General features: G+C 71.7%; 10 protein-coding genes. 3 read left to right on the top strand and 7 right to left on the bottom strand.

Annotated features, from left to right (window positions below; genetic code table 11):
* Positions 1 to 22: 22 nt before the first annotated feature.
* A complete protein-coding gene (locus WMF29_RS12085) occupies positions 23 to 895 on the top strand; it encodes a fibro-slime domain-containing protein (RefSeq protein ID WP_437328978.1) in 873 nt (290 codons plus the stop codon).
* Positions 896 to 1,133: 238 nt separating this feature from the next.
* On the opposite strand, the gene WMF29_RS12080 is transcribed toward WMF29_RS12085, so the two are convergent.
* From WMF29_RS12080 to WMF29_RS12070, 3 genes are read right to left on the bottom strand one after another with little or no spacing between them, the layout of a single operon-like run.
* Complete coding sequence (locus WMF29_RS12080) at positions 1,134 to 1,289, bottom strand: hypothetical protein (RefSeq protein WP_437328977.1); 156 nt, start codon at positions 1,287 to 1,289, stop codon at positions 1,134 to 1,136.
* Positions 1,286 to 1,519 carry a transposase gene (locus WMF29_RS12075; RefSeq protein WP_437331108.1) on the bottom strand — a complete coding sequence of 78 codons (234 nt, stop codon included), beginning with the start codon at positions 1,517 to 1,519 and terminating at the stop codon, positions 1,286 to 1,288. Before WMF29_RS12075 ends, WMF29_RS12080 begins: the two co-directional genes overlap by 4 nt.
* Positions 1,520 to 1,537: 18 nt before the next feature.
* Positions 1,538 to 1,687 carry a hypothetical protein gene (locus WMF29_RS12070; RefSeq protein ID WP_437328976.1) on the bottom strand — a complete coding sequence of 50 codons (150 nt, stop codon included), beginning with the start codon at positions 1,685 to 1,687 and terminating at the stop codon, positions 1,538 to 1,540.
* 391 nt (positions 1,688 to 2,078) lie between these two features.
* Here WMF29_RS12070 and WMF29_RS12065 point away from each other — a divergent pair, with 391 nt between their 5' ends.
* On the top strand, positions 2,079 to 2,861 hold the full coding sequence (locus WMF29_RS12065) for a hypothetical protein (protein WP_437328975.1): 783 nt from the start codon (positions 2,079 to 2,081) through the stop codon (positions 2,859 to 2,861).
* Positions 2,791 to 3,207 carry a nuclear transport factor 2 family protein gene (locus tag WMF29_RS12060; RefSeq protein ID WP_437328974.1) on the top strand — a complete coding sequence of 139 codons (417 nt, stop codon included), beginning with the start codon at positions 2,791 to 2,793 and terminating at the stop codon, positions 3,205 to 3,207. The genes WMF29_RS12065 and WMF29_RS12060 overlap by 71 nt, the downstream gene beginning before the upstream one ends.
* A 46-nt stretch (positions 3,208 to 3,253) precedes the next feature.
* Here WMF29_RS12060 and WMF29_RS12055 read toward each other — a convergent pair whose 3' ends face one another.
* The 4 genes from WMF29_RS12055 to WMF29_RS12040 form a co-directional block, all read right to left on the bottom strand.
* Positions 3,254 to 7,444, bottom strand: a complete 4,191-nt coding sequence (locus WMF29_RS12055) for an ATP-binding protein (RefSeq protein WP_437328973.1) — start codon at positions 7,442 to 7,444, stop codon at positions 3,254 to 3,256.
* A 146-nt stretch (positions 7,445 to 7,590) separates the two neighbouring features.
* Positions 7,591 to 7,989, bottom strand: a complete 399-nt coding sequence (locus WMF29_RS12050) for a YybH family protein (RefSeq protein ID WP_148313982.1) — start codon at positions 7,987 to 7,989, stop codon at positions 7,591 to 7,593.
* Positions 7,990 to 8,101: 112 nt separating this feature from the next.
* The gene (locus WMF29_RS12045; RefSeq protein ID WP_437328972.1) at positions 8,102 to 13,531 is read right to left on the bottom strand and encodes an SDR family NAD(P)-dependent oxidoreductase; all 5,430 of its coding nucleotides are present in this window, start codon (positions 13,529 to 13,531) and stop codon (positions 8,102 to 8,104) included.
* Positions 13,518 to 18,740: an amino acid adenylation domain-containing protein gene (locus WMF29_RS12040; RefSeq protein WP_437328971.1), complete on the bottom strand. Its 5,223-nt coding sequence runs from the start codon at positions 18,738 to 18,740 to the stop codon at positions 13,518 to 13,520. Before WMF29_RS12040 ends, WMF29_RS12045 begins: the two co-directional genes overlap by 14 nt.
* Between the last annotated feature and the right edge of the window lie 595 nt (positions 18,741 to 19,335).

Below are 19,335 nucleotides of genomic sequence, written 5' to 3'. Positions count from 1 at the left end.
CGGTCGGGAAAAGGGGCGAGACATGATGGCTTATCGGCGGATGGTGGTGGCGGTGTCGGCGTGCGTGACCCTCGTGGCGGCGACCGCGTGTGCAGGAGGGACCAGCGACGCTGGTGACGCTGCCTCCTACGGCGCCGGGACGGCGAGCGGCGGCTCCGGGACGGCGAGCGGCGGCTCCGGGACGGCGAGCGGCGGCGACTTCGGGCAAGATCCTTCTTTCGGCGAGATCGGGGGTAGCTCGGGCGGTAACCCGAGCTCGGGCGACGACGCCTGCGGCAGCGATCTCATCGCAATCGCCCGCGACTTCAAGGACACGCACCCTGATTTCGAGGCGGGCCGGTTCGGGAGCGACCGGGGCCTCGTCGAGGCTCAGCTCGGCGCGGACAGCAAGCCGGTGTATGCGGGCGGCAGCGAGGGCACGCGGACCACGACCGGCAAGGAGGCCTTCGATCAGTGGTTCCGCGACGTGCCCGACGTGAACACCGCCGTCCAGATATCGATCCCGCTCGCCGACAACGGGAATGGCACGTCCACGTACGACAGCACCGACTTCTTCCCGATCGACGACATGGGGTTTGGCAACGAGGACCGGAGCCACAACTACCACTTCACGCTCGAGCTCCGCACCAAGTTTGAATACGAGGGCGGCGAGGTGTTCACCTTCTCGGGCGACGACGATCTCTTCACCTTCATCAACGGCCACCTCGCGATCGATCTGGGCGGTGTTCACAGGCCGGAGAGCGCGACCATCGACCTCGACGCGCGCGCTGAGGAGTTCGGCATCACGCCGGGCAACAGCTACACGCTCGACTTCTTCTTCGCCGAGCGCCACACGACCGAGTCGAACTTCCGCATCGACACGTCGATCGGTTGCTTCACCCCGGTCGTCAACTGAGCTCGGTCGCCCGCTGACCCGGCGCGACCTGAGCCCACAGCGCCCTTCGCGAGGAAGTGTAGCGCAGCGAACCTAAAGGGTGGGACGGCGAGCGTCGTGATGGCTCGGTCCTGGGTCGAAAGAGCGTGGTCCGGGCGGCGCCGAGCGCGCTGTGGGGCGCATCGGCGTGCCGTGGGCACACCTGCCCGTCCGGGCGCTGGTCTGGCCCAGGACGCGCGACGCGAGACGCTCTACGGCGTCACCGGGCGCCTTGCGGCGCAGAACGGTGCTCTTCCAGTACGGTGGCCGGCGCGTGGACGCTGGGAGAGCGTGCTGGGACGTCGGTCGGCTCGCCGAGCGCGGAGAGGAAGCGGGCGATGTTCCTTGGCGCGGTCACCACGGCGACGAGCTTCATCCGCCCCTTGCAAGCTGGGCACTCGAGGACATCGATCGCAAATGTGCGGCGCAAGAGCTCGGCCCACGGTCGACGGCCGCCACGCTTGCGTTTCGGAGCGGCGTCATCGTCCGCCTTCGTAGGCTCTTCTGGCTTCGCAGGTGACCGAGTTCGTTCCACACGAGCTCGGTGCCGTCTTCGTGATAAGCCCCGTCGAGGAAGACCACGTGCAGATGCGGATTGAGCCGCATGTCGCCGGCCAAGCTTGCTCACCCCTCCGGTGCCACCGGCAGCCCGAGCAGCCGACCGATCGCCTCGTGAATGACCTGGGCTGCCACCTCATCCTCGAGGGCGACGGCGCGGCTCAGGGTGCTGGCGAGCGAGGCGACCACCGCAGCCCGAGGCGACGGATCGGTCAAGGCGAGCGCCCCAGGCCCTGGGCTTGACCCTTGGGCCCGGGTTGGGCCCACGCCTTCCGAGGGGCTGCGATCCGTCGTCACCCTCTCCCCAAATCCCGGGGCATCCGACGGATCGCACCGGTTCGCCCCCGCGGAATCGTCCCGCCAGGGATTTCTGCGACAGCGAGAAGGGGCCGGAAGATAGCTCGGCATTTTCAACACTTTCCGTCTGTCTTTCCGCCGAGCGGGGCTCGGCCGTGGCCCAACGCGGCGGTCGCGGTGGAGCGCGCCGATCTCCCGCTGTTCTGCGCGGCGGTCTGCGGCGTCGGTCTGCAAGGCGCGTTCGTGCAGCAGTATCGCTTCGCGATCCTCGAGGGGCAGCCGAGCAGCAAGGGCGCCGGGCCTGCTGACCATGATCCAGCTCGCCAGCGCCGCTGGCATCGTCCCCGGCATCTCGCTCTTCGGCCTGCTGGAGGGGCGGACGTCCAGGTACATGCCCGCTGCCCTGCTGATGCTCGCGGCGCTCCAGCTCATGGCGGCGCTCTCGTTCGCGGCGCACGGGCCGCAGGAGGCGCGCGCCGCCGAGGCCTCCGCCGCGCCGGACGCGCGCGCCCGCGCGCTGTACTGGCCCATGGTGGCCATGGGCGCGGGCGCCTTCCTGGTGATGAGCCTCCTCATGGTGCCGACGCCGCTCCAGATGTGCGGCGTCGAACAGTGCTCGGTCCAGCAGGCGAGCTGGGTGATCCAGGTGCACCTCCTGAGCATGTACCTGCCCTCGCTCTCGGTCGGCGCCCTCCTGAAGCGGATGTCGATCGCGCAGCTGCAGGGCGTGGGGCTGCTGTTCCTGCTCGTGGGGTTTCTGGTCAGCTGGGTTCCGGGGTTCGAGGGGGCACCTGGTCGGCTGGCGCTGGTCGGGGTCGTGTGGTGTTACGTGTTCGTGACCGCGACGACCCTTGTCGCGCGCAGCCGCCCGGGCTCCGAGCGCTTTCGCGCGCAGGGCGTCGCGCGTCGCCTCCGGGGTGCTGTATGCTCGGCCGAGATCAGGCTCGGATCGGTACGGGAGCAGCGAGCGCATGGAGTCCTCGGAGAGAAAGCCGGCAAGTCCAGAAGATTCGGTTCGCCAGATGCTCGTCGAGTTCGCGCGCGCCTTCGAGCGAGGCGACGTGGACGCGTTATGCGACATGTTCGTACGTGACGATGCCCTGATCTTCTACGGCACACACGACAAGCTGCACTTCACGCGCTGGGCCGAGATCGAGGCCTCGTTCCGGCGGCAGAGCGAGCTCCTGAAGGACCTCGTGTGCAGGATCACCGGCGATGTCCAGGTGCGTCTGCTGGCCGGGGGAGCGGCCGCCTGCGCCGGGACGGCCGGCTTCGGTATCCACGCCACCATGGGCGGCGTGCGCTTCGACCTGCCCGCGCTCCGACTGACCTGCACGGTGGAGCGCCACGGGGATCACTGGCGGTTCGTGCAGCTCCACCTCTCCGTGTCGGACAGGCCGTTCCTCGACAGCGTGGGCCACGTGCTCGAGAGCGCCTGAACGCCGCGCCGCCACACCACGCCGGTGCGGCGGCGCGGCCCGCGCCTCACGTGGGGACGTCGCTCGACTCCGCCAGATCCCGGAGCGCCCTCTCGCTCCGGCGCAGCGCCTCCTCGGTCCGCTGGACCTTCAGCGCCTCCTGCTCCAGCTCGCCGCGGAGCACGGTGTTCTGCAGCGACAGCGCGGCCAGGAACTCGAGGAGCGGCAGCCGGCGCAGGATGAACGCGCCGTGGACCAGCCGGTTCTCCAGGTAGAGGAGGCCGCCCACCTCGCCGGGGTTCTTCATGAGCGGCATGCACAGCACCGACTTCGGCCGCTCGCGCACGAGGTACTCGTCCCCGGCGAAGGCGCCGCTCGCCCCGACGTCGCTGAGCACCACCCGCTCCCGCGTCCGCTCGACATAGTTGACGATCGACGCCGGGACGCGGGTCGCGAGCGGCGCCGTGCTCCGCTCGTACACGCGGATGCTGATGCCGTCGCGGTCCACCACAGCCTCGGCGGCGAGCCGCAGGCCGTCCCCGGTGAGCAGGAGACAGCACCGCTCCGCCCCCTCGTGCTCGACGACGAGCCGCATGAGCGACTCCATCATCTCCTTCGGCGTCATGTCGCTCGAGAGCGACCGCGAGACCTTCACCGCGGTCTGCGCGTCGATGGCCTCCGCCGCCATCGTCATGACGCCTCTGCTCGTCGCGCGGCGCTGCTCCTGATTCAGGACGAGCGCATGCCGCTGCTCGAGCTGCCTCACCTTCTCGCTCGCGCCCCAGCGCGAGTACGACGCCACCGCCTCCCGCAGATAGAGCCCCGGCAGGCCGCTGTAGCCGCGATCCAGGTAGAACCGGGCGGCGAGCTCGCTCGCGAGCGCCTCCTGGTGGATGAACCGGGACTCGCGGAAGGCCACGATCGCCTTATCGTAGAGCGCCGCGGCCTCGTCGTGCCTGCCGTCGACGCGCGCGCGCTCCGCCGCTACGAGCGCGTGTTTGCCGGCGAAGTTGTCGGGGCAACTCTCGGCCCAGACGCGCAGCTGCTCCTCGTGGCCGGCGAGCGACCGCCGGAGCCCGGCCTGCTCCTCGGCCGGGGCCCCGGAGAAGCGGGCCGCCCGGGCGAGGGCGCCGAAGTAGTGGTACTCGGCCGAGAACAACATCCCGTTGCCCCCCGAGATGTTGCGCTCCGCCTTCTCCGCGGCCAGGGCCGCCTCGTCGGGGTTGGAGGCCAGGAGGTGCTGCGCGGTCTTCATCACGTAATGGACGAGCCGCACGCTCGGGAAGCTCTCCTTCTCGAGGCGGTCCTCGAACGCCTGCTCGTCGAAGTCGTCCGCGCTCATCGTGCCGAGGTGGCGCGTGGCGCCCCTCATCGCCTGGACCAGGCGCAGCATGCTCGTCACGGCGTCCGCGGCGAACGTGATCTTCGCCTTCGTCGCGTAGTCGAGCGCGCTCACCGCGCCCTTGTACACCTCCTCGATCGGGTCGCCCCGCACGATCACGTTCAGGGTGAGCTGGATGTTGCTGAAGCTCCCCCACGTCAGGTTCCCGACCTCGTTCGCGGCCTGGATGCTCACGCGCTGGCAGGCGATCCCGGTGTCGATGTGGCGCGTCCAGACCGAGATCAGACAGCCATAGAGGTTGGCCACCTCGGGCTTGTAGACGAGCGCGTTCATCTTCTCGGTCAGCTCGTAGCCCACCCTGCCGATCCGGTCGCCGTCCTGGTACGCGCCGAGCTTCTGGCAGAGCGCCTTGCCGAGGCACGTGTACCCGATGCCGGTCGGCTCCGCGTTGCCGTGGAGCAGGCTGAGCCGGACCATCTGGCAGACCAGGAGGTCGTTGAGGTTCGGATCGGTGTAGAAGGTCGAGGCGTACATCACGGCCATCACGCCCATCGCCGCGAGCATCGGCGGCGCCGTCATCCTCGGCTGGCCGAGGATCTCGTCGGCCGTGCGATCGCGGAGCGCGTCGCGCAGCGCCGTGATCTCCGCGACGACCTCCTCGTCGGCCGGCTGCCTCCCGAGCTTGATGCCGAGCAGCGCGAGGCACTCCAGCCCGACGCCGATGCACGCGTCGTGCTCGGACCGGGCCATGTGGTTCTGCATCAGGACGCGGTAGGCCGCCGCCTTGTCGAGCTGCGTGCGCGCGCGCTCGAGGAGCACCGAGCAGAGGTCGATGGACCGATCGAACTCCCCGTTCACGCACGCGCTCTCGGCGAGATCGAGGTGCAGCGCGAAGGCGAGCAGATCGTCGGCTCCCGCCCAGTCGTCCTCCCCGATCAGCGCGCAGCCCGCGGCGAAGTAGGCCACCGCGGAGCCGTAGGCCCCGGAGGCCCTCGCCTTCCTGCCGGCGCGGAGGTTCAGCTCGGCCGTCCTGCGCCGCTCGCCCGGATCGGTGATGAAGGAGGCGCCGATGTTCAGCTGGTTCGTGATCTCGAACAGCCGGTCCTCCAGCGCCTCCTCCGGCGTCTGGACGAGCAGCAGGCGCCCGATGCGCAGGTGCGTCGAGGCGTGGTTGCCCTCGCGGATGAGCAGGTACGCGGCCTGCTGCACGCGGTCGTGGAGGAACTTGTACGTGCTGCCTCGGCGCGCCACGAGCCCCTCGCGGATGGCCGGGGAGATGGCGGCGTGCGTCGTCTCGGTCGACTCGCCGTACATGGCCGAGAGGACCTCGGCGTCGAAGCGGGCGCCGAGGCACGCGGCGAGGGAGAGGACCCGCTGCGTCTCGCCGTCCAGCCGCCTGAGGCGGCCCAGCACCAGGTCGACGACGTTGTCGGTCAGGTTCTGCGCGGCGATGGCCCCGATGTTCCAGCACCAGATGGCGCTCACGGGATCGACCCAGACCAGCTTCTGGCGATAGAGCTCCGTCAGGAACTGGCCCACGAAGAACGGGTTGCCGCCCGTCCTCTGGACGAGGAGCCTGGTGAGCTGAGCCCCCAGCTCGTCCTCGCAGCGGAAGGTGTCCGTGACGAGCTCGAGGACGTTCTCGTGCGGGAGCGGGTCGAGGCTGAGCGTCGAGACGCGCGCGCCCGTGGCGTGGATCTGCCGGAGCACCTCCATGAGCGGGTGCGACGGGGTCACCTCGTTGTCGCGGTACGCCCCGATCACGAGCAGGTGCCGCTTCTCGGGCGCCGCGACGACGTCGCGGATGAGCCTCAGGCTGGCGGGATCTGCCCACTGCAGGTCGTCCACGAACAGCACGAGCGGGTGCCGCTTGCGCGCGACCACGCCGAGGAACGCATGGAACACGCGGACGAAGCGGCTGCGCGCCTCGTTCGGCGCGAGCGGCGGCACCGGCGGCTGCTCGCCGAGGATCAGCGAGAGCTGCGGGATGATGTCGATGATGACCCGCCCCTCCTCGCCGAGCGCGTCGCTCAACCGGTGCTTCCACCCCGCGAGCGACTGCGGGCTCTCCGTCAGGATCTGCCGGACGAGCTCCCCGAACGCCTGGGCGATCGTGCGGTAGGGGATGTCGCGCTGGAGCTGATCGAACTTCCCGGAGATGAACGCCCCGCGCTCGCGGACGATGGGCGCCTGCACCTCCTTCACGAGCGAGGTCTTCCCGACGCCCGAGTACCCGGCGACGAGCACGAGCTCGGCCGTGCCCGTGGCGACCACACGCTCGAACGCCTCGAGCAGGATCGCGCGCTCGCGCCTCCTGCCGTAGATCTTCGTCGGGAGCTGCAGCCGGTCCGGGATGTCGGCCGTCCCGAGCGGGAACGAGTCGATCATCCCGAGCTCCTCCAGCTCGGTCTGGCACATGAGGAGATCCGACCAGAGCCCGCGGGCGGTCTGATAACGCTCCTCCGGAGACTTCGCGAGGAGCTTCATCACGATCTCGGAGACGATCCGGGGCACGTCATGCACCAGCTCCGCGAGCGGCACAGGGACCCTCGCGATGTGGGCGTGCGCCCACGCGGGCGCGTCCTCGGCGTCGAGCGGCAGCTTGCCGGAGAGCAGCTCGTACAGCGTGACGCCGAGCGAGTAGAGATCGGCGCGCTCGTCGATCGGCCAGTCGACGCGGCCCGTCCGCTCCGGCGCGATGTAGGGCAGCGACTCCGGGTTGATCTTCGTCTCGTCGGAGAGGCCGAGATCGCCGCGCACCACGGCCAGCCCACCGTCGAGCGACACCTCCCCGCTCTCCGGGTGCACGGAGAGGTTCGCGGGGCGGATGTCCAGGTGAAGGGTGCCTGACTTATGAAGTTTCGACAGCGCAGATGCGATCTGCACCGCGTGCGTGAGGAACCGGCGAAGATCCATGAGAGCCCTGGTGATCGTCGATAGGACGATCCTGAGTGTACGGTACTCGAAGCAGGATCCCTGTCAACGTTTCCTCCGGCCTCGCCGGCGAGGCGCCGGCCGCCGGAGCGCTTCGACGCGGTCGACGCGGTCGGCGCGGACGTCGATCACGACGCGTCAGGGATCCTCGTCGTGTGGTGCACGAGGGCTTTCCATTCACCGCCCTTGAGCTCCCAGACCGCGGTGAAGGCGATGGTGTTATCGAGCTTGACACCGCCCTTGAGCTCGGCACGCGAGCGGTAGACGCCGCTCACGATAGCGACGTCCCCGCCGACGATACGCACGTCGCACTGCCGGAGCTCCTGCGTGTACGTCAACATGCTGTCGACGAGCTTCAGGTACTCGTCCTTGCCGCGCTGCACTCCGTTGTAATCGACGTACCGCCAGCCTTCGGCCAGGTGGCGATCGAGGAAGCCGTAGTCCTTGACGGCCCCCACCGCCTTCGTCCACGCCTTGAGGAGCGCGACGTGCTCCTCTCTCGCCTGCTCCGCGGTGATCTTCGACATTCTCCACCTCCGCCGCGCGCCCTGGCCGCACTCGAGCCCGCGCGACCGCGCGGGGGCGTCGCCGTCGCCGCTCCACACCCATGGTAAAGAGCCCGCCGGCCGGGCGTCAACATCAGCCCTGATGTCCCGCCGCCTCGAGGGCCGCGCGCAGATGATCGGCCATGACTTGCACGTTCGGCGGCAAATTCATTGTGATGTGATTGCCAGGGACCTCGTGGACAGTGAGCTGGCCCTGGATCAAATCGAGCCATCCCCGCGCCGGGTTGTTCACGGTCATGGCGTCGCGCTCGCTCGCCTCGAAGAAGAGCACGTCACCCGGGTAGGGGCGGGGGACATAGCGCAGCATCGCCTGCAGGTTGGCGGTGACGATCTTGCGGAACGTGGCGAGCTCCTGGAGCGCCAGCTTCGGGAACATCCGGGAGACACCCTTCTTGCGCTGGAGCACGTGGAGCAGCTGCTCGTCCGGGGAGAGGTGCCGGATCTCCTCCGCGGGGACGGGGAGACTCGCATCGCCGCTGATCAGGTAGGCGAGGCGCTCGGGGGTGTCGAGATCCTCGGGGAACACCGCCGAGGGCGCGGGCGTGTCGATCATCATGAGAAGCGCGACGCGCTCGCCCCCGGAGATGAGCTGGTGCGCCATCTCGAAGGCGACGACCCCGCCGAAGGACGACCCGCCGAGCACGTAGGGGCCCTCCGGCTGGATGTGCCGCCGTACCGCCTCGAGGTAGCGCGCGGCCATCTCCTCGACGCGGGTCAAGGGCGGCGCCTTGCCTTCGATGCCCTGCGCCTGCAGCCCGTACACGGGCTGCGCCGGGTCCAGGCAGGTGGCGAGATCGTGGTAGAAGTAAACGTGCCCTCCGACCGGGTGCATCAGGAAGAGCGGCCGCCCGGTGCCGGGCTTGATCCGCACGAGCGACGCGGGCAAGAGGCGCGCGGGAGAGCGCCTCGACAGCGAGGTGGATGAGGGCGAGTCGGACTGCGCGATGAGCTCGGCCAGGGCCGCCACGGTCGGCGCGTTGAGCAGGCTGTGGCCGGGGAGATCCATGTTCACGACGCTGCGCAGCCGGGAGATGAGCTGGACGGCGAGCAGCGAGTCGCCGCCGAGCGCGAAGAAGTCGTCGTGGACGCCGATCCGCTCGATGCCGAACAGCTTCTCCCACGTCTCGGCGACGGCGCGCTCCAGCGGATCGCGCGGCGCCACGTAGGCCGTGCCGAGGTCGGGCCGCGGGTGGACCGATCTCGGGATGCCCTCGGACTCGACGTCCCGCGAGGGCGGCGCGATCGAGCTGGCCGAGGGGCGCTGCTTAGCCTGCGCTTCCCGCTTCAGGACCAGGACGTGGGGCGTGGGGCTCGTGAGGACGCGCATCCAGGCGTCGAGCGCCTCGTCGCGCGAGATCCCCTCCTCCGCGGCGGCCGCGCCGCCCTCGCTCGAGTCGGCCGCGGGCTCGGGATCCTTGCCGCGCGAGGCGTCCTGCCGCTGCCACGGGTCCCACTCGATCGCGATCGTGAGCGGGCCGTCACCGGCGGCCCGCCGCTGCGCGAAGGCGCCGAAGAAGGCGGTCGCGGCGCACTGGCCCGCGAGGCCCGCCCCGCGGGCGCCCGCGGTCCGCGCGGCGCACAGCGCGACGAAATCGGGCCGGAGGCCCCGGAGCGACTCGTCGAGGACGAGCGCGCCGTCGAGCTTCGGGGCGAGGAGCGCCTCGCCCTCCTCGCGCGTCATGCGCTGGAGGGGCACGGCGCGGCGGGCGCCCGCCGCGTGGATCACGCCGTCGATCCGCCCGAAGCGCTGGAGCCCCTCGGCCACCGCGCGCTGCATGTCGTCGAGCCGCGTGACGTCGGCCGTCACGAGCAGCACCTCGGCGCCCAGCCGCTCCATCTCGAGCACCGCGCCGATCTTGCGGCGTAGCGCGTCGAAGGCGCCCGCGCCGGCGAGGCCGTCCCAGGCCTCCCGGGGCGGGAGCGCCGTCCGGCCCGCGAGCACGAGCTTCGCGCGCGCGACCTTCGCGAGGTGCTCCGCGAGGGCGGAGCCGACGGCCCCGAGCCCGCCGGCGATCAGGTAGACGCCGCCCTCCCGGAGGCGCGGCGGCAGGCCCTCGGCGCGGTCCATGCGCGCGGGCTCGAAGATCCGGACCCAGCGCTCCCCGTTCCGGTAGGCGATGACGGGCTCGGTCTGCTCCAGCGTGACCTCGGCGAGGAGCTGGTCGATGAGCCTCGCCTCCTGCAGCGTCCGCGGCTCCGGCAGGTCGATGTCGACGCTGATGCACGAGACGTTCGGGTACGCCCTGGGGATGGCCTCGCACGGGCCGAGCAGCGTGGCCTTCTCGGGGCAGAGCACGGCCGCGTCGGTCACCTTCTGCATGTGGCTCGTCACGACGCCGAGCCGCACCTCGTCGCGAATCCCCGCGTCGCCGATCCCCTGGGCCAGCGCGACGAGGCTGGCGAACCCGAGCCGCTGGGCCTCCGCGAGGCGGCCGGCGTCGAGCGGCGCGCGCGCGGGCTTGGTCACGCCCCACAGGAACATGATGCGCGAGGGGGACACGCCCGCCGCGCGCAGCGCGCCGAAGAGGGACGCGTGGTCCGCGCGGCTCGCGGGGGCGACGGTGAACTCGCCCTCGCCCGTCTCGGCGAAGCCCTCGCCCGGCCGCACGGTGATGACCTTGTAGCCGTCCCGGCGGAGCCGCATCTCCATCCGGGCGCCCAGCCCGTAGCTGTCGGCGAAGACGACGCAGCACTGCGCCCTGGCCGGCCGGGCCGACGCCTTCATCGACCCCGACAGCACCGAGCGCTTCCAGGCCAGGAGGTGGATCAGGCCGGCCGGCTCCGGCGCGCTGCGCGCCGGCCGGCGCGCGGCGCTCGAGGGCGGGTCGATCCAGTACCGCTTCCGCTCGAACGGGTAGGTCGGCAGGGGCACGCGCCGGCGGGGCTCGTGGGTGTAGAAGCCCGACCAGTCGACGCGGACGCCGGAGAGCCAGAGCTGGCCCAGCGTCTCCAGCAGGAACCCGATGTCGGACTGGCGGTGGTGGACGTGCCGGATCGACGAGAGCATCACCCGGCGGGCGCCCCGCGCGGGGTGCTGCTTGGCCAGGGTCGCGAGCACCCGGCCCGGGCCGACCTCGAGCAGGGCGCGCGTCGGATCGGCGAGCACCTCGCCGAGCCCCGCCATGAAGCGCACCGGCTCGCGCACGTGCCTCGCCCAGTACCCGGGGTCCTGCGCGTCGGCCGCGGACAGCCAGGTGCCGGTGACGTTCGACGCGATCGGGATCTTCGGGGCGCTCGGGCGCGCGCGGGCCACGATCGCGGTGAACGACGCGAGCATCGGCTCCATCATCCGGGAGTGGAACGCGTGCGACGTCTGGAGGCGCGTGCACTCCAGCTCGCGCTCGGCGAAGAGCCGGTCGGAGAGCGCCTCGACGGCGTCCTCGGGCCCGGCCACGACGCAGGCGGCCGGCCCGTTGACGGCCGCGAGCGAGAGCGCGCCGCCCCCCTCGTCGAGCAGCGGCTGCACCTCGGCCTCGGGCAGCGGGACCGCGAGCATCGCGCCCGGCGGCATCTCCTGCATCAGCTTGCCCCGCCGGGCGACGATCTTCAGCGCGTCCTCCAGCGAGAAGACGCCCGCGAGGCAGGCCGCGACGTACTCGCCGAGGCTGTGGCCGATCATCGCCGCGGGCCGGATGCCCCACTCCATCCAGAGCGTGGCGAGCGCGTACTCGATCACGAAGAGCGCGGGCTGGGCGAAGCGCGTCTGCTTGAGCAGCTCCGCGGCCGCCGCCTCCCGCCCCGGGGGCGGGTAGATCACCTCGCGGAGATCGAACCCGAGCTCGGGCTGGAGCATGGCCGCGCAGAGATCGACGCCGGCGCAGAACGTGGGCTCCCGCTCGTACAGCTCCCGCGCCATGCCGGCGTACTGCGTGCCCTGCCCCGGGAACATGAGGACGACCGGGCGATCGATGGCCTCCTCGACGTGCGCGAGGACCCGCCGCTCCCCGAGCGTCGACAGCAGGTTCACCGCCTCGTCTGCGTCGTTGCAGACGAGCATGCGCCGGTGCGGGAACGTCTTGCGGCCGACCTGGAGCGTGAACGCGACGTCCGGCAGGCTGACGTCCGGGTGCGCCTTGAGGTACCCGACGAGGTTCTCGGTGTTCGTGTCGAGCGCGGTCCTCGTGCGGGCGGAGAGCAGGAGGAGCTGCCAGGACCGCCCGCCGGGCGCCGCCGCCGCGTGGGGCGCCTCCTCGAGGATGGCGTGGGCGTTGGTGCCGCCGATGCCGAACGAGCTCACGCCGGCGCGGCGGGGCCCGTCGCCGGGCTCCCAGTCCGCGAGCGCCGCGTTGACGTAGAACGGGCTGTTCGCGAAGTCGATCTCCGGGTTCGGCGTCTTGAAGTGCAGGCTGGCCGGGATCTGCCGGTGGCGGAGCGCTTGCACGACCTTGATCACGCCGGTGATGCCGGCGGCGACGTCGAGGTGCCCGACGTTCGGCTTGACCGAGCCGAGCGCGCACCAGCCCTTGCGCTGGCCGCGGGACCGGGCGCGGAACGCCCGGGTGAGCGCCGCGACCTCGATGGGATCCCCGAGGCGCGTGCCGGTGCCGTGGGCCTCCACGTAGCTGATCGTCTCGGGATCGGTGTTCGCCATCGCCAGGGCCTGCGCGATGACCTGCGCCTGCCCCTCCACGCCCGGCGCGGTGAACCCGATCTTGCCCGAGCCGTCGTTGTTGACGGCCGAGCCCCGGATCACCGCCTCGATGTGATCGCCGCTGTCGAGGGCGTCCTCGAGCCGGCGCAGCACGATGACGCCCGCGCCGTTGCCGACGACCGTCCCCTGCGCCTCGGCGTCGAACGCGCGGCAGCGCCCGTCGGGCGAGAGGATCATGCCGTGCCGGTACAGGTAACCCGACCGCGTGGGGACGTTGATGGCCACGCCGCCGGCCAGCGCCATGTCGCACTGGTAGGTGAGCAGCGCCTGGCAGGCCATGTGGACGGCCACGAGCGAGGTGGAACAGGCGGTCTGGACCGCGACGCTCGGCCCGCGGAGGTTCAGCTTGTACGAGGTCCGCGTGGGCAGGAAGTCCTTGTCGTTGGCGACGTAGACTTGATAGTCCATCGCCTTCCTGAGCTCGTGGTTCGGGTAAAGGTTGCTCAGGAAATACGTGTCGTGGCCGCTCGCGCCCGCGTAGACGCCGATGGTCCCCTTGAACGCCTCGGGGTTGTACCCGGCGTGCTCGAGCGCCTCCCACGCGCACTCCAGGAAGAAGCGGTGCTGCGGATCCAGGATCTCGGCCTCTCGCGGGGTCATCCCGAAGAAGGCCGCGTCGAACCACTCCACCTCGTCGAGCACGGCCCGCGCGCGGACGTAGCTCGGGTCCGAGGCCACCTCCGGGGGCACGCCCGCCGCGGCGAGATCCTGATCCGAGAGCGCCGCGATCGACTCGACGCCATCGCGCAGGTTCTGCCAGAAGGCGTCGACGCTCCTCGCGCCCGGGAAGCGGCCGGCCATCCCGATGATCGCGATTTGGTCCTCCGGGACGGGTTGATCAAGCGGATCCATTCTGTCTGCTCTTGGCTGCCTGCTTCTTTCGTTTCAGGATCTCTCGCTGCTTCAGCGCCCGGGCGTCGGCCTCCGAGAGGTCGCTCCCGCCGCCGCTGCCGCTCGCGAGGAACGCGGCGAGATCGGTGACCGTCGGGCGCGCGAACAGATCGACGATGGAGAGATCGCTGCCGAACGACTCCCGGACGCGCTCGTGGAGGCGCATCAGGAGCAGCGAGTGGCCGCCCAGATCGAAGAAGTTGTCCTGCACGCTCACGCGCTCGATGCCGAGGACGTCCTGCCATATCGCGGTGAGCCGCTCCTCGAGCGAGCTCCGCGGCGCCACCATGGGCGCGCTCTCGGGGCGGAGCTCGACGGGGGCCGGCAGGGCGCGGCGGTCCACCTTGCCGTTGCCCGTGAGGGGCAGCGCGTCGAGCAGCACGATGGCCGAGGGGTGCATGTAGTCGGGCAGCCGCCGCTGCGCGTGATCGCGGATCGCACGCTCGAGCCCGCCGGTCGGATCCGCCATGAACGGGCGCGCGCGGGCCCCGGCTTGCGCGGGCGGCGCCGCGGCCCTGCCGCCGTGCGGGACGACGTACGCCACGAGGCGCCGGTCGCCCGAGCGCGCCGGCTGCGCCACCACGACCACCTCGCGCACGGCCGGGTGCTCGCCGAGGACCACCTCGATCTCGCCGAGCTCGATCCGGTAACCGCGGACCTTGACCTGCTGATCCATGCGGCCGAGGAACTCGAGCTGCCCGTCCGGCATCAGGCGGACGCGATCGCCGGTCCGGTACAGCCGCCCTCCCGGCTCGCCGCCGATGGGATCGTGGATGAACCGCTCCGCGGTGAGCTCCGGCAGATCGAGGTAGCCGCGCGCGAGGCCCTCTCCGCCGATGCAGAGCTCCCCGGGGACGCCGGCCGGGACCTCGTTGAGATCCCGGTCGAGCACGTGCACCCTCGTGCCGGGGATCGGGCTTCCGATGGGCACCGTGTGGCCGACCGGGCGCTCCACCGCGGCGCAGCAGGCGAACGTCGCGGCCTCCGTGGGCCCGTAGCCGTTGATCATCCGGCACCCCGGGAGCTCGGCGAGGACCCGGTTGACGTGCTGCGGGGACAGGACGTCCCCCCCGGCCACGATCTGGCGCAGGCCGCGCAGCGCCGTGATCCGCTCGTCCACGAGGAGGTGGAAGACGCCGGCGGTGAGCCACACCGTGGTCACCCCGTGCTGCCGGATCACGCGATCCAGGTCGTCGAGCGACGCGGGCGCGGGGGGCATGACGACCAGCCGGCCGCCGTTGAGGAGCGCGCCCCAGATCTCGAACTGCGACGTGTCGAAGGAGATCGACGCGAGCTGCAGGAAGACCTCGTCCGGCGCGAAGCGCGCGTACGTCGTGCCCTTGACAAGCCGGGCCACGCCCCGGTGCGGCACGGCCACGCCCTTGGGCCGGCCGGTGGAGCCCGACGTGTACATGACATAGGCGAGTTGGTCCGGCGTCGCCAGCTCCGTCGGGTTGTCGTCGCGCGCCCGGCCGATCTCCTCGGGATCCGCGTCCAGGCAGAGGACGCGCGCGCGGCACCCCGGCAGCACCGCGCCGACGCGCACCTGGGTGAGCATCACGCGGACCCGGGCCTGCTCCAGCATGAACGCGAGGCGCTCGGTGGGGTAGGTCGGATCCAGGGGCACGAAGGCGAGGCCCGCCTTCAGCACGCCGAGGAGCGCGACGATCATCTCGATCGACCGGTACATGCACACGGCCACGCGGTCTTCGGGCGCGAGGGCGCCCTCGTCGGTGCGCGCGAGGGCCCCCTCGTCGGGGCCGGGCGCGGCCCCGGGCCCCGGCGCCCCCGGCGCGCGGAGGCCGAGCAGGGTGTGCGCGAGCTGGTTGGCCCGCCGGTTCAGCTCCCGGTAGGTGAGCGACGTGACGTTGCCCGCGCCGTCGTCGAAGACGACCGCGACGGCCTCGGGAGAGCGCTCGACCTGGGCCTCGAAGAGGCGGTGAATGCACGCGTCCGACCCGGGGCCGGCCGGGGCGGTGCCCCACGCGCGGAGCGCGCTCCGCTCCTCGGGCGTGAGCAGCGGCAGCGCCGAGAGGCGCAGATCGACGTCGCGCGACGCGCCCTCGAGCAGGGCCTCGTAGTGGCCCGCCATCCGCTCGATGGTGCGGGCGTCGAACAGCGCGGTGCTGTACTCGATGCGCCCGATGATGCCGTCCTCGCGCTCGTCGAGCTCCAGCATCAGGTCGAACTTGGACGCGCCCGTGTCCACGTCGAGCTGGCTCAGGGTCCAGCCCGGATCGAGCGCCGGCACGGGCGGCTCCAGCACGAAGGCGACCTGGAACAGCGGGTTCTGGCCGGGGACCCGCTTCGGCTGGAGCGCCTGCACGACGCTGGCGAACGGCACGTCCTGGTGCGAGAGCGCGGCCTGGCTCACCGCACGCACGCGCCCGAGCAGCTGCCGGAACGTCGGGTCGCCGCGCAGGTCGGTGCGCAGCACGAGCGTGTTCAGGAAGAAGCCGAGGAGGTCCTCGGTCTCCGGCGGGTGGCGGCACGACGCGGACGTGCCCACGACGACCTCGTCCTGCCGCGCGTACCGGTAGAGCATCGCCTTGAAGGCCGAGAGCAGGACCACGAAGAGCGTGACGCCCTGCTCCCTGGCCAGCGCCTTCAGCCGGAGCGTGAGCTCCCGCGACAGGGCGACGCAGTGGCGGGCCCCCGCGAGGCTCGGGGCGGCCGGGCGCGGCCTGTCGGTCGGCAGCTCCAGGGTGGGCAGGTCGGCGAGCTGTCGCCTCCAGTAATCGAGCTGCGGCTGGAGGGCGCCGCTCAGCTGCTGCTCCCGCTGCCAGACCGCGTAATCGGCGTAGTGGATCGCGCGCTCGGGCAGCGGCGACGGCCTGCCCGCGGCGAACGCCTGGTAGAGCGCGTGGAGCTCCCTCGGGAGCGCGTCGAAGATGGAGACTCCATCCATCAGGATGTGGTGCACCACCACGAACAGCACGTGGTCGGCCTCGTCGAGCCGGACCAGCGTGGCCCGGAGCAGCGGGCCGCGGGCGAGATCGAACGGGCGCCGGGCCTCGTCTGTGGCGAGCGCGACGGCGCGCCCCCACCGCGCCTCGGCCGGCAGCGCGGTCAGCTCGACGAGCGGCAGATCGAGCGGCGCCGGGGGCAGGATCTGCTGCACGGGCTCGCCGCCGACGACCGCGACGACGCTCCTCAGGATCTCGTGGCGCCTGAGGAGCTCGTCGAGGGCACGCCCCAGGACCGGGACGTCGAGGGGCCCGCGGAGGCGCAGGGAGAACGGCTCGTTGTAGAACAGCGCGCCCGGGTGGAGCGAGGCGTGGAGCCAGATCTGCCGCTGCCCGTGCGAGAGGGGGATGGGCCGGTCGCGCGGCGCAGGCCGGATGGCCGCGGCGGCCGGGCGCTGCTTCGGCCGGGGGAGCGACTCCACGAGCTCGGCCAGCGCGGCGACCGTGGGGGCGTCGCACAGGCTCTGCAGGGAGAGCTCGACGCCGAGCGCGCGGCGCAGCCGCGACAGCACCCGCGCGGCGAGCAGCGAGTGCGCCCCGAGGTCGAAGACGTCGTCGTGGACGCCGAGGTGCTCGATCCCGAGCGCCTCGGCCCACGCCGCGGCGATCGCCGCCTCGATCTGGTTGCGCGGCGCGAGGGGCTCGCCGTCGCCGCGATCGGGCCGGGCGGCGTCCGGCGGCGGCAGGGCCGCGCGGTCCACCTTCCCGCTGGGGCCGAGCGGCAGCGCGTCGAGCAGCACGAACGTCGACGGGATCATGACCTCGGGGAGGCTCTCGCGGAGGAAGCTGCGCAGCGCGGGCACGACGGCCCGGGGGGCGGCCGGGGGCGCGTCCGGCGCGTCCGGGCGCGCGACGACGTAGGCGACGAGGCGGCCCTCGCTGGCGACGGCCACCGCCGCGCGGACGGCGGGGTGGCGCCCAAGCGCGGCCTCGACCTCGCCGAGCTCGACGCGGTGGCCGCGGATCTTCACCTGCTGGTCGACGCGCCCGAGGAAGGCGAGATCGCCGCCGGGCAGGCGGCGCACCACGTCCCCCGTGCGGTAGAGCCGGGCCTCCGGGGTGGAGCTGAACGGATCGGGGACGAACCGCGCCGCCGTGAGCTCGGGCCGTCCCAGGTAGCTCCGGGCCAGCCCGGGTCCACCGAGGTAGAGCTCGCCGGCCTCGCCGTCCGGGACCGGGCGCATGGCATGGTCGAGCACGTAGCAGCGCGCGTTCCTGATCGGCCGGCCGATGGAGAGGGGCTCGCCGGGGTCCCGAACCGGGTCGAGCCCGTCGGCCATCGTGGCGCACACGGTGAACTCGGTGGGACCGTAGGCGTTGATGAACCTGCGCCCCTGCGCCCAGCGCGCGGCGAGGTCGGCCGGGCAGGTCTCGCCGGCGACGATGAGGGTCCGGAGCGCGGGCAGCGAGCGCTCCGCGCCCTCGGGGAAGGCGGCGAGCGCGGAGGGGGGGAAGGTCGCGATCGACACCTCCTCCGCGCGCATCCGATCGAGCAGCGCGGGCCCGGGGATCATCTCGGCCTGCGCCCCCATCACCAGGGTGCCTCCCCGGGCGAGCGTCATCGCGATCTCCCAGACCGACGCATCGAAGCTGAGGGACGCGAACTGGAGCACGCGGCAGCCCGGCGCCACGTCGAATCGCTCGGCCAGCGCGCGGGTGAGGTTGGTGAGGCCGCGGTGCGTCAGCAGCGTGCCCTTGGGCCTGCCGGTCGAGCCCGACGTGTAGATGACGTAGGCGAGGTCGTCGGGGCCCGTGGTGTCCGGCGGGTCCTCGCCGCTGAAGCCCGCGGTCAGATCGCGATCGCCGTCCAGGAGGACCACGCGCGCCCCGTGGCGCGGCAGCGACGGGAGCAGCCGCGCCTGGGTGAGCAGGACGGGCGCCCCGGCGTCCTCGAGCATGAAGGCGACCCGCTCCCGCGGGTACGCGGGGTCGACAGGGACATAGGCGCCGCCGGCCTTGAGCGCCGCGAGCAGCCCGATGAGCGCCTCCAGGGAGCGCTCGGCGCAGAGCGCGACGAGGACGTCGCGGCCGACGCCCAGGCTCCTCAGGTGGTGCGCGAGCTGGTTCGCGCGGCGATTCAGCTCCTGATAGGTGAGCCGGTCAGGGCCGAAGGATGCGGCCACGACGCCGGGCGTGCGCCCGGCCTGGAGCTCGAACGAGCGGTGAATGCTGGCGTCCTCGGAGCTGAAGTCGTGATAGGTCATGTCGTGTGTGGTGGCAGGAGTCTCTTCAGGGGCAGAACATCAGCCGCCGTGTGCGAGCCCGAGCAGCGACGCGAGGGCGTCACGCATCTCGTTCAGAACCGTCCCAGGAGCACCGGAGTGAGCTCCAGGGCGGCAGCCGGTGACACGGGCGCGCCCCCGACGTTTCAGGGGCGCGGTCGGCACGGATACCATGCTGCATCACGCTGGTACTCACGCTTCGATGGGCGAGTCCATCGACGCCGTGGCAGGGTGACGGTCCACAATTCAAGGCTATTCGCAGCGCAGCCGATTACACACAACCGCGGAATGAAGGTCAAGCGGGACGTACGGCTTTTTTCGGCGTGGAGGGGCATGTGGTCGCGGCGCTGCGTCATGAGGCGATCGCTCCCGGCCGGCAGTCGTGGCCCGCGCGGCCCGCGTGGCCCGCGACGACCGCGCCGGGCTCGCACACCGCGACGGAGCCCGCCGCGAACGAGGCGTCGGGAGCACTCGTAATCAGGTGGTGATCGACGATGTCCCGATTGCCGATCGTACGGGTTTCATGAATCGAACATCGCCGATCTTCAGAGGTCGCCGAGAGGGGCTGTCGAGCGTC

Source organism: Sorangium sp. So ce381 (assembly GCF_051473845.1).
Classification (GTDB): domain Bacteria; phylum Myxococcota_A; class Polyangia; order Polyangiales; family Polyangiaceae; genus Sorangium; species Sorangium atrum.
The sequence above is the reverse complement of the archived record's forward strand: the minus strand, read 5'-3'. Positions and strand labels throughout refer to the sequence as shown.

Bases quoted from the DNA above. Each gene is read 5' to 3' on its own strand.
- WMF29_RS12085 (WP_437328978.1), top strand. From the start codon at position 23: ATGATGGCTTATCGGCGGATGGTGGTGGCGGTGTCGGCGTGCGTGACC.
- WMF29_RS12080 (WP_437328977.1), bottom strand. From the start codon at position 1,289: ATGAAGCTCGTCGCCGTGGTGACCGCGCCAAGGAACATCGCCCGCTTC.
- WMF29_RS12075 (WP_437331108.1), bottom strand. From the start codon at position 1,519: ATGCGGCTCAATCCGCATCTGCACGTGGTCTTCCTCGACGGGGCTTAT.
- WMF29_RS12065 (WP_437328975.1), top strand. From the start codon at position 2,079: ATGATCCAGCTCGCCAGCGCCGCTGGCATCGTCCCCGGCATCTCGCTC.
- WMF29_RS12060 (WP_437328974.1), top strand. From the start codon at position 2,791: ATGCTCGTCGAGTTCGCGCGCGCCTTCGAGCGAGGCGACGTGGACGCG.
- WMF29_RS12055 (WP_437328973.1), bottom strand. From the start codon at position 7,444: ATGGATCTTCGCCGGTTCCTCACGCACGCGGTGCAGATCGCATCTGCG.
- WMF29_RS12050 (WP_148313982.1), bottom strand. From the start codon at position 7,989: ATGTCGAAGATCACCGCGGAGCAGGCGAGAGAGGAGCACGTCGCGCTC.
- WMF29_RS12045 (WP_437328972.1), bottom strand. From the start codon at position 13,531: ATGGATCCGCTTGATCAACCCGTCCCGGAGGACCAAATCGCGATCATC.
- WMF29_RS12040 (WP_437328971.1), bottom strand. From the start codon at position 18,740: ATGACCTATCACGACTTCAGCTCCGAGGACGCCAGCATTCACCGCTCG.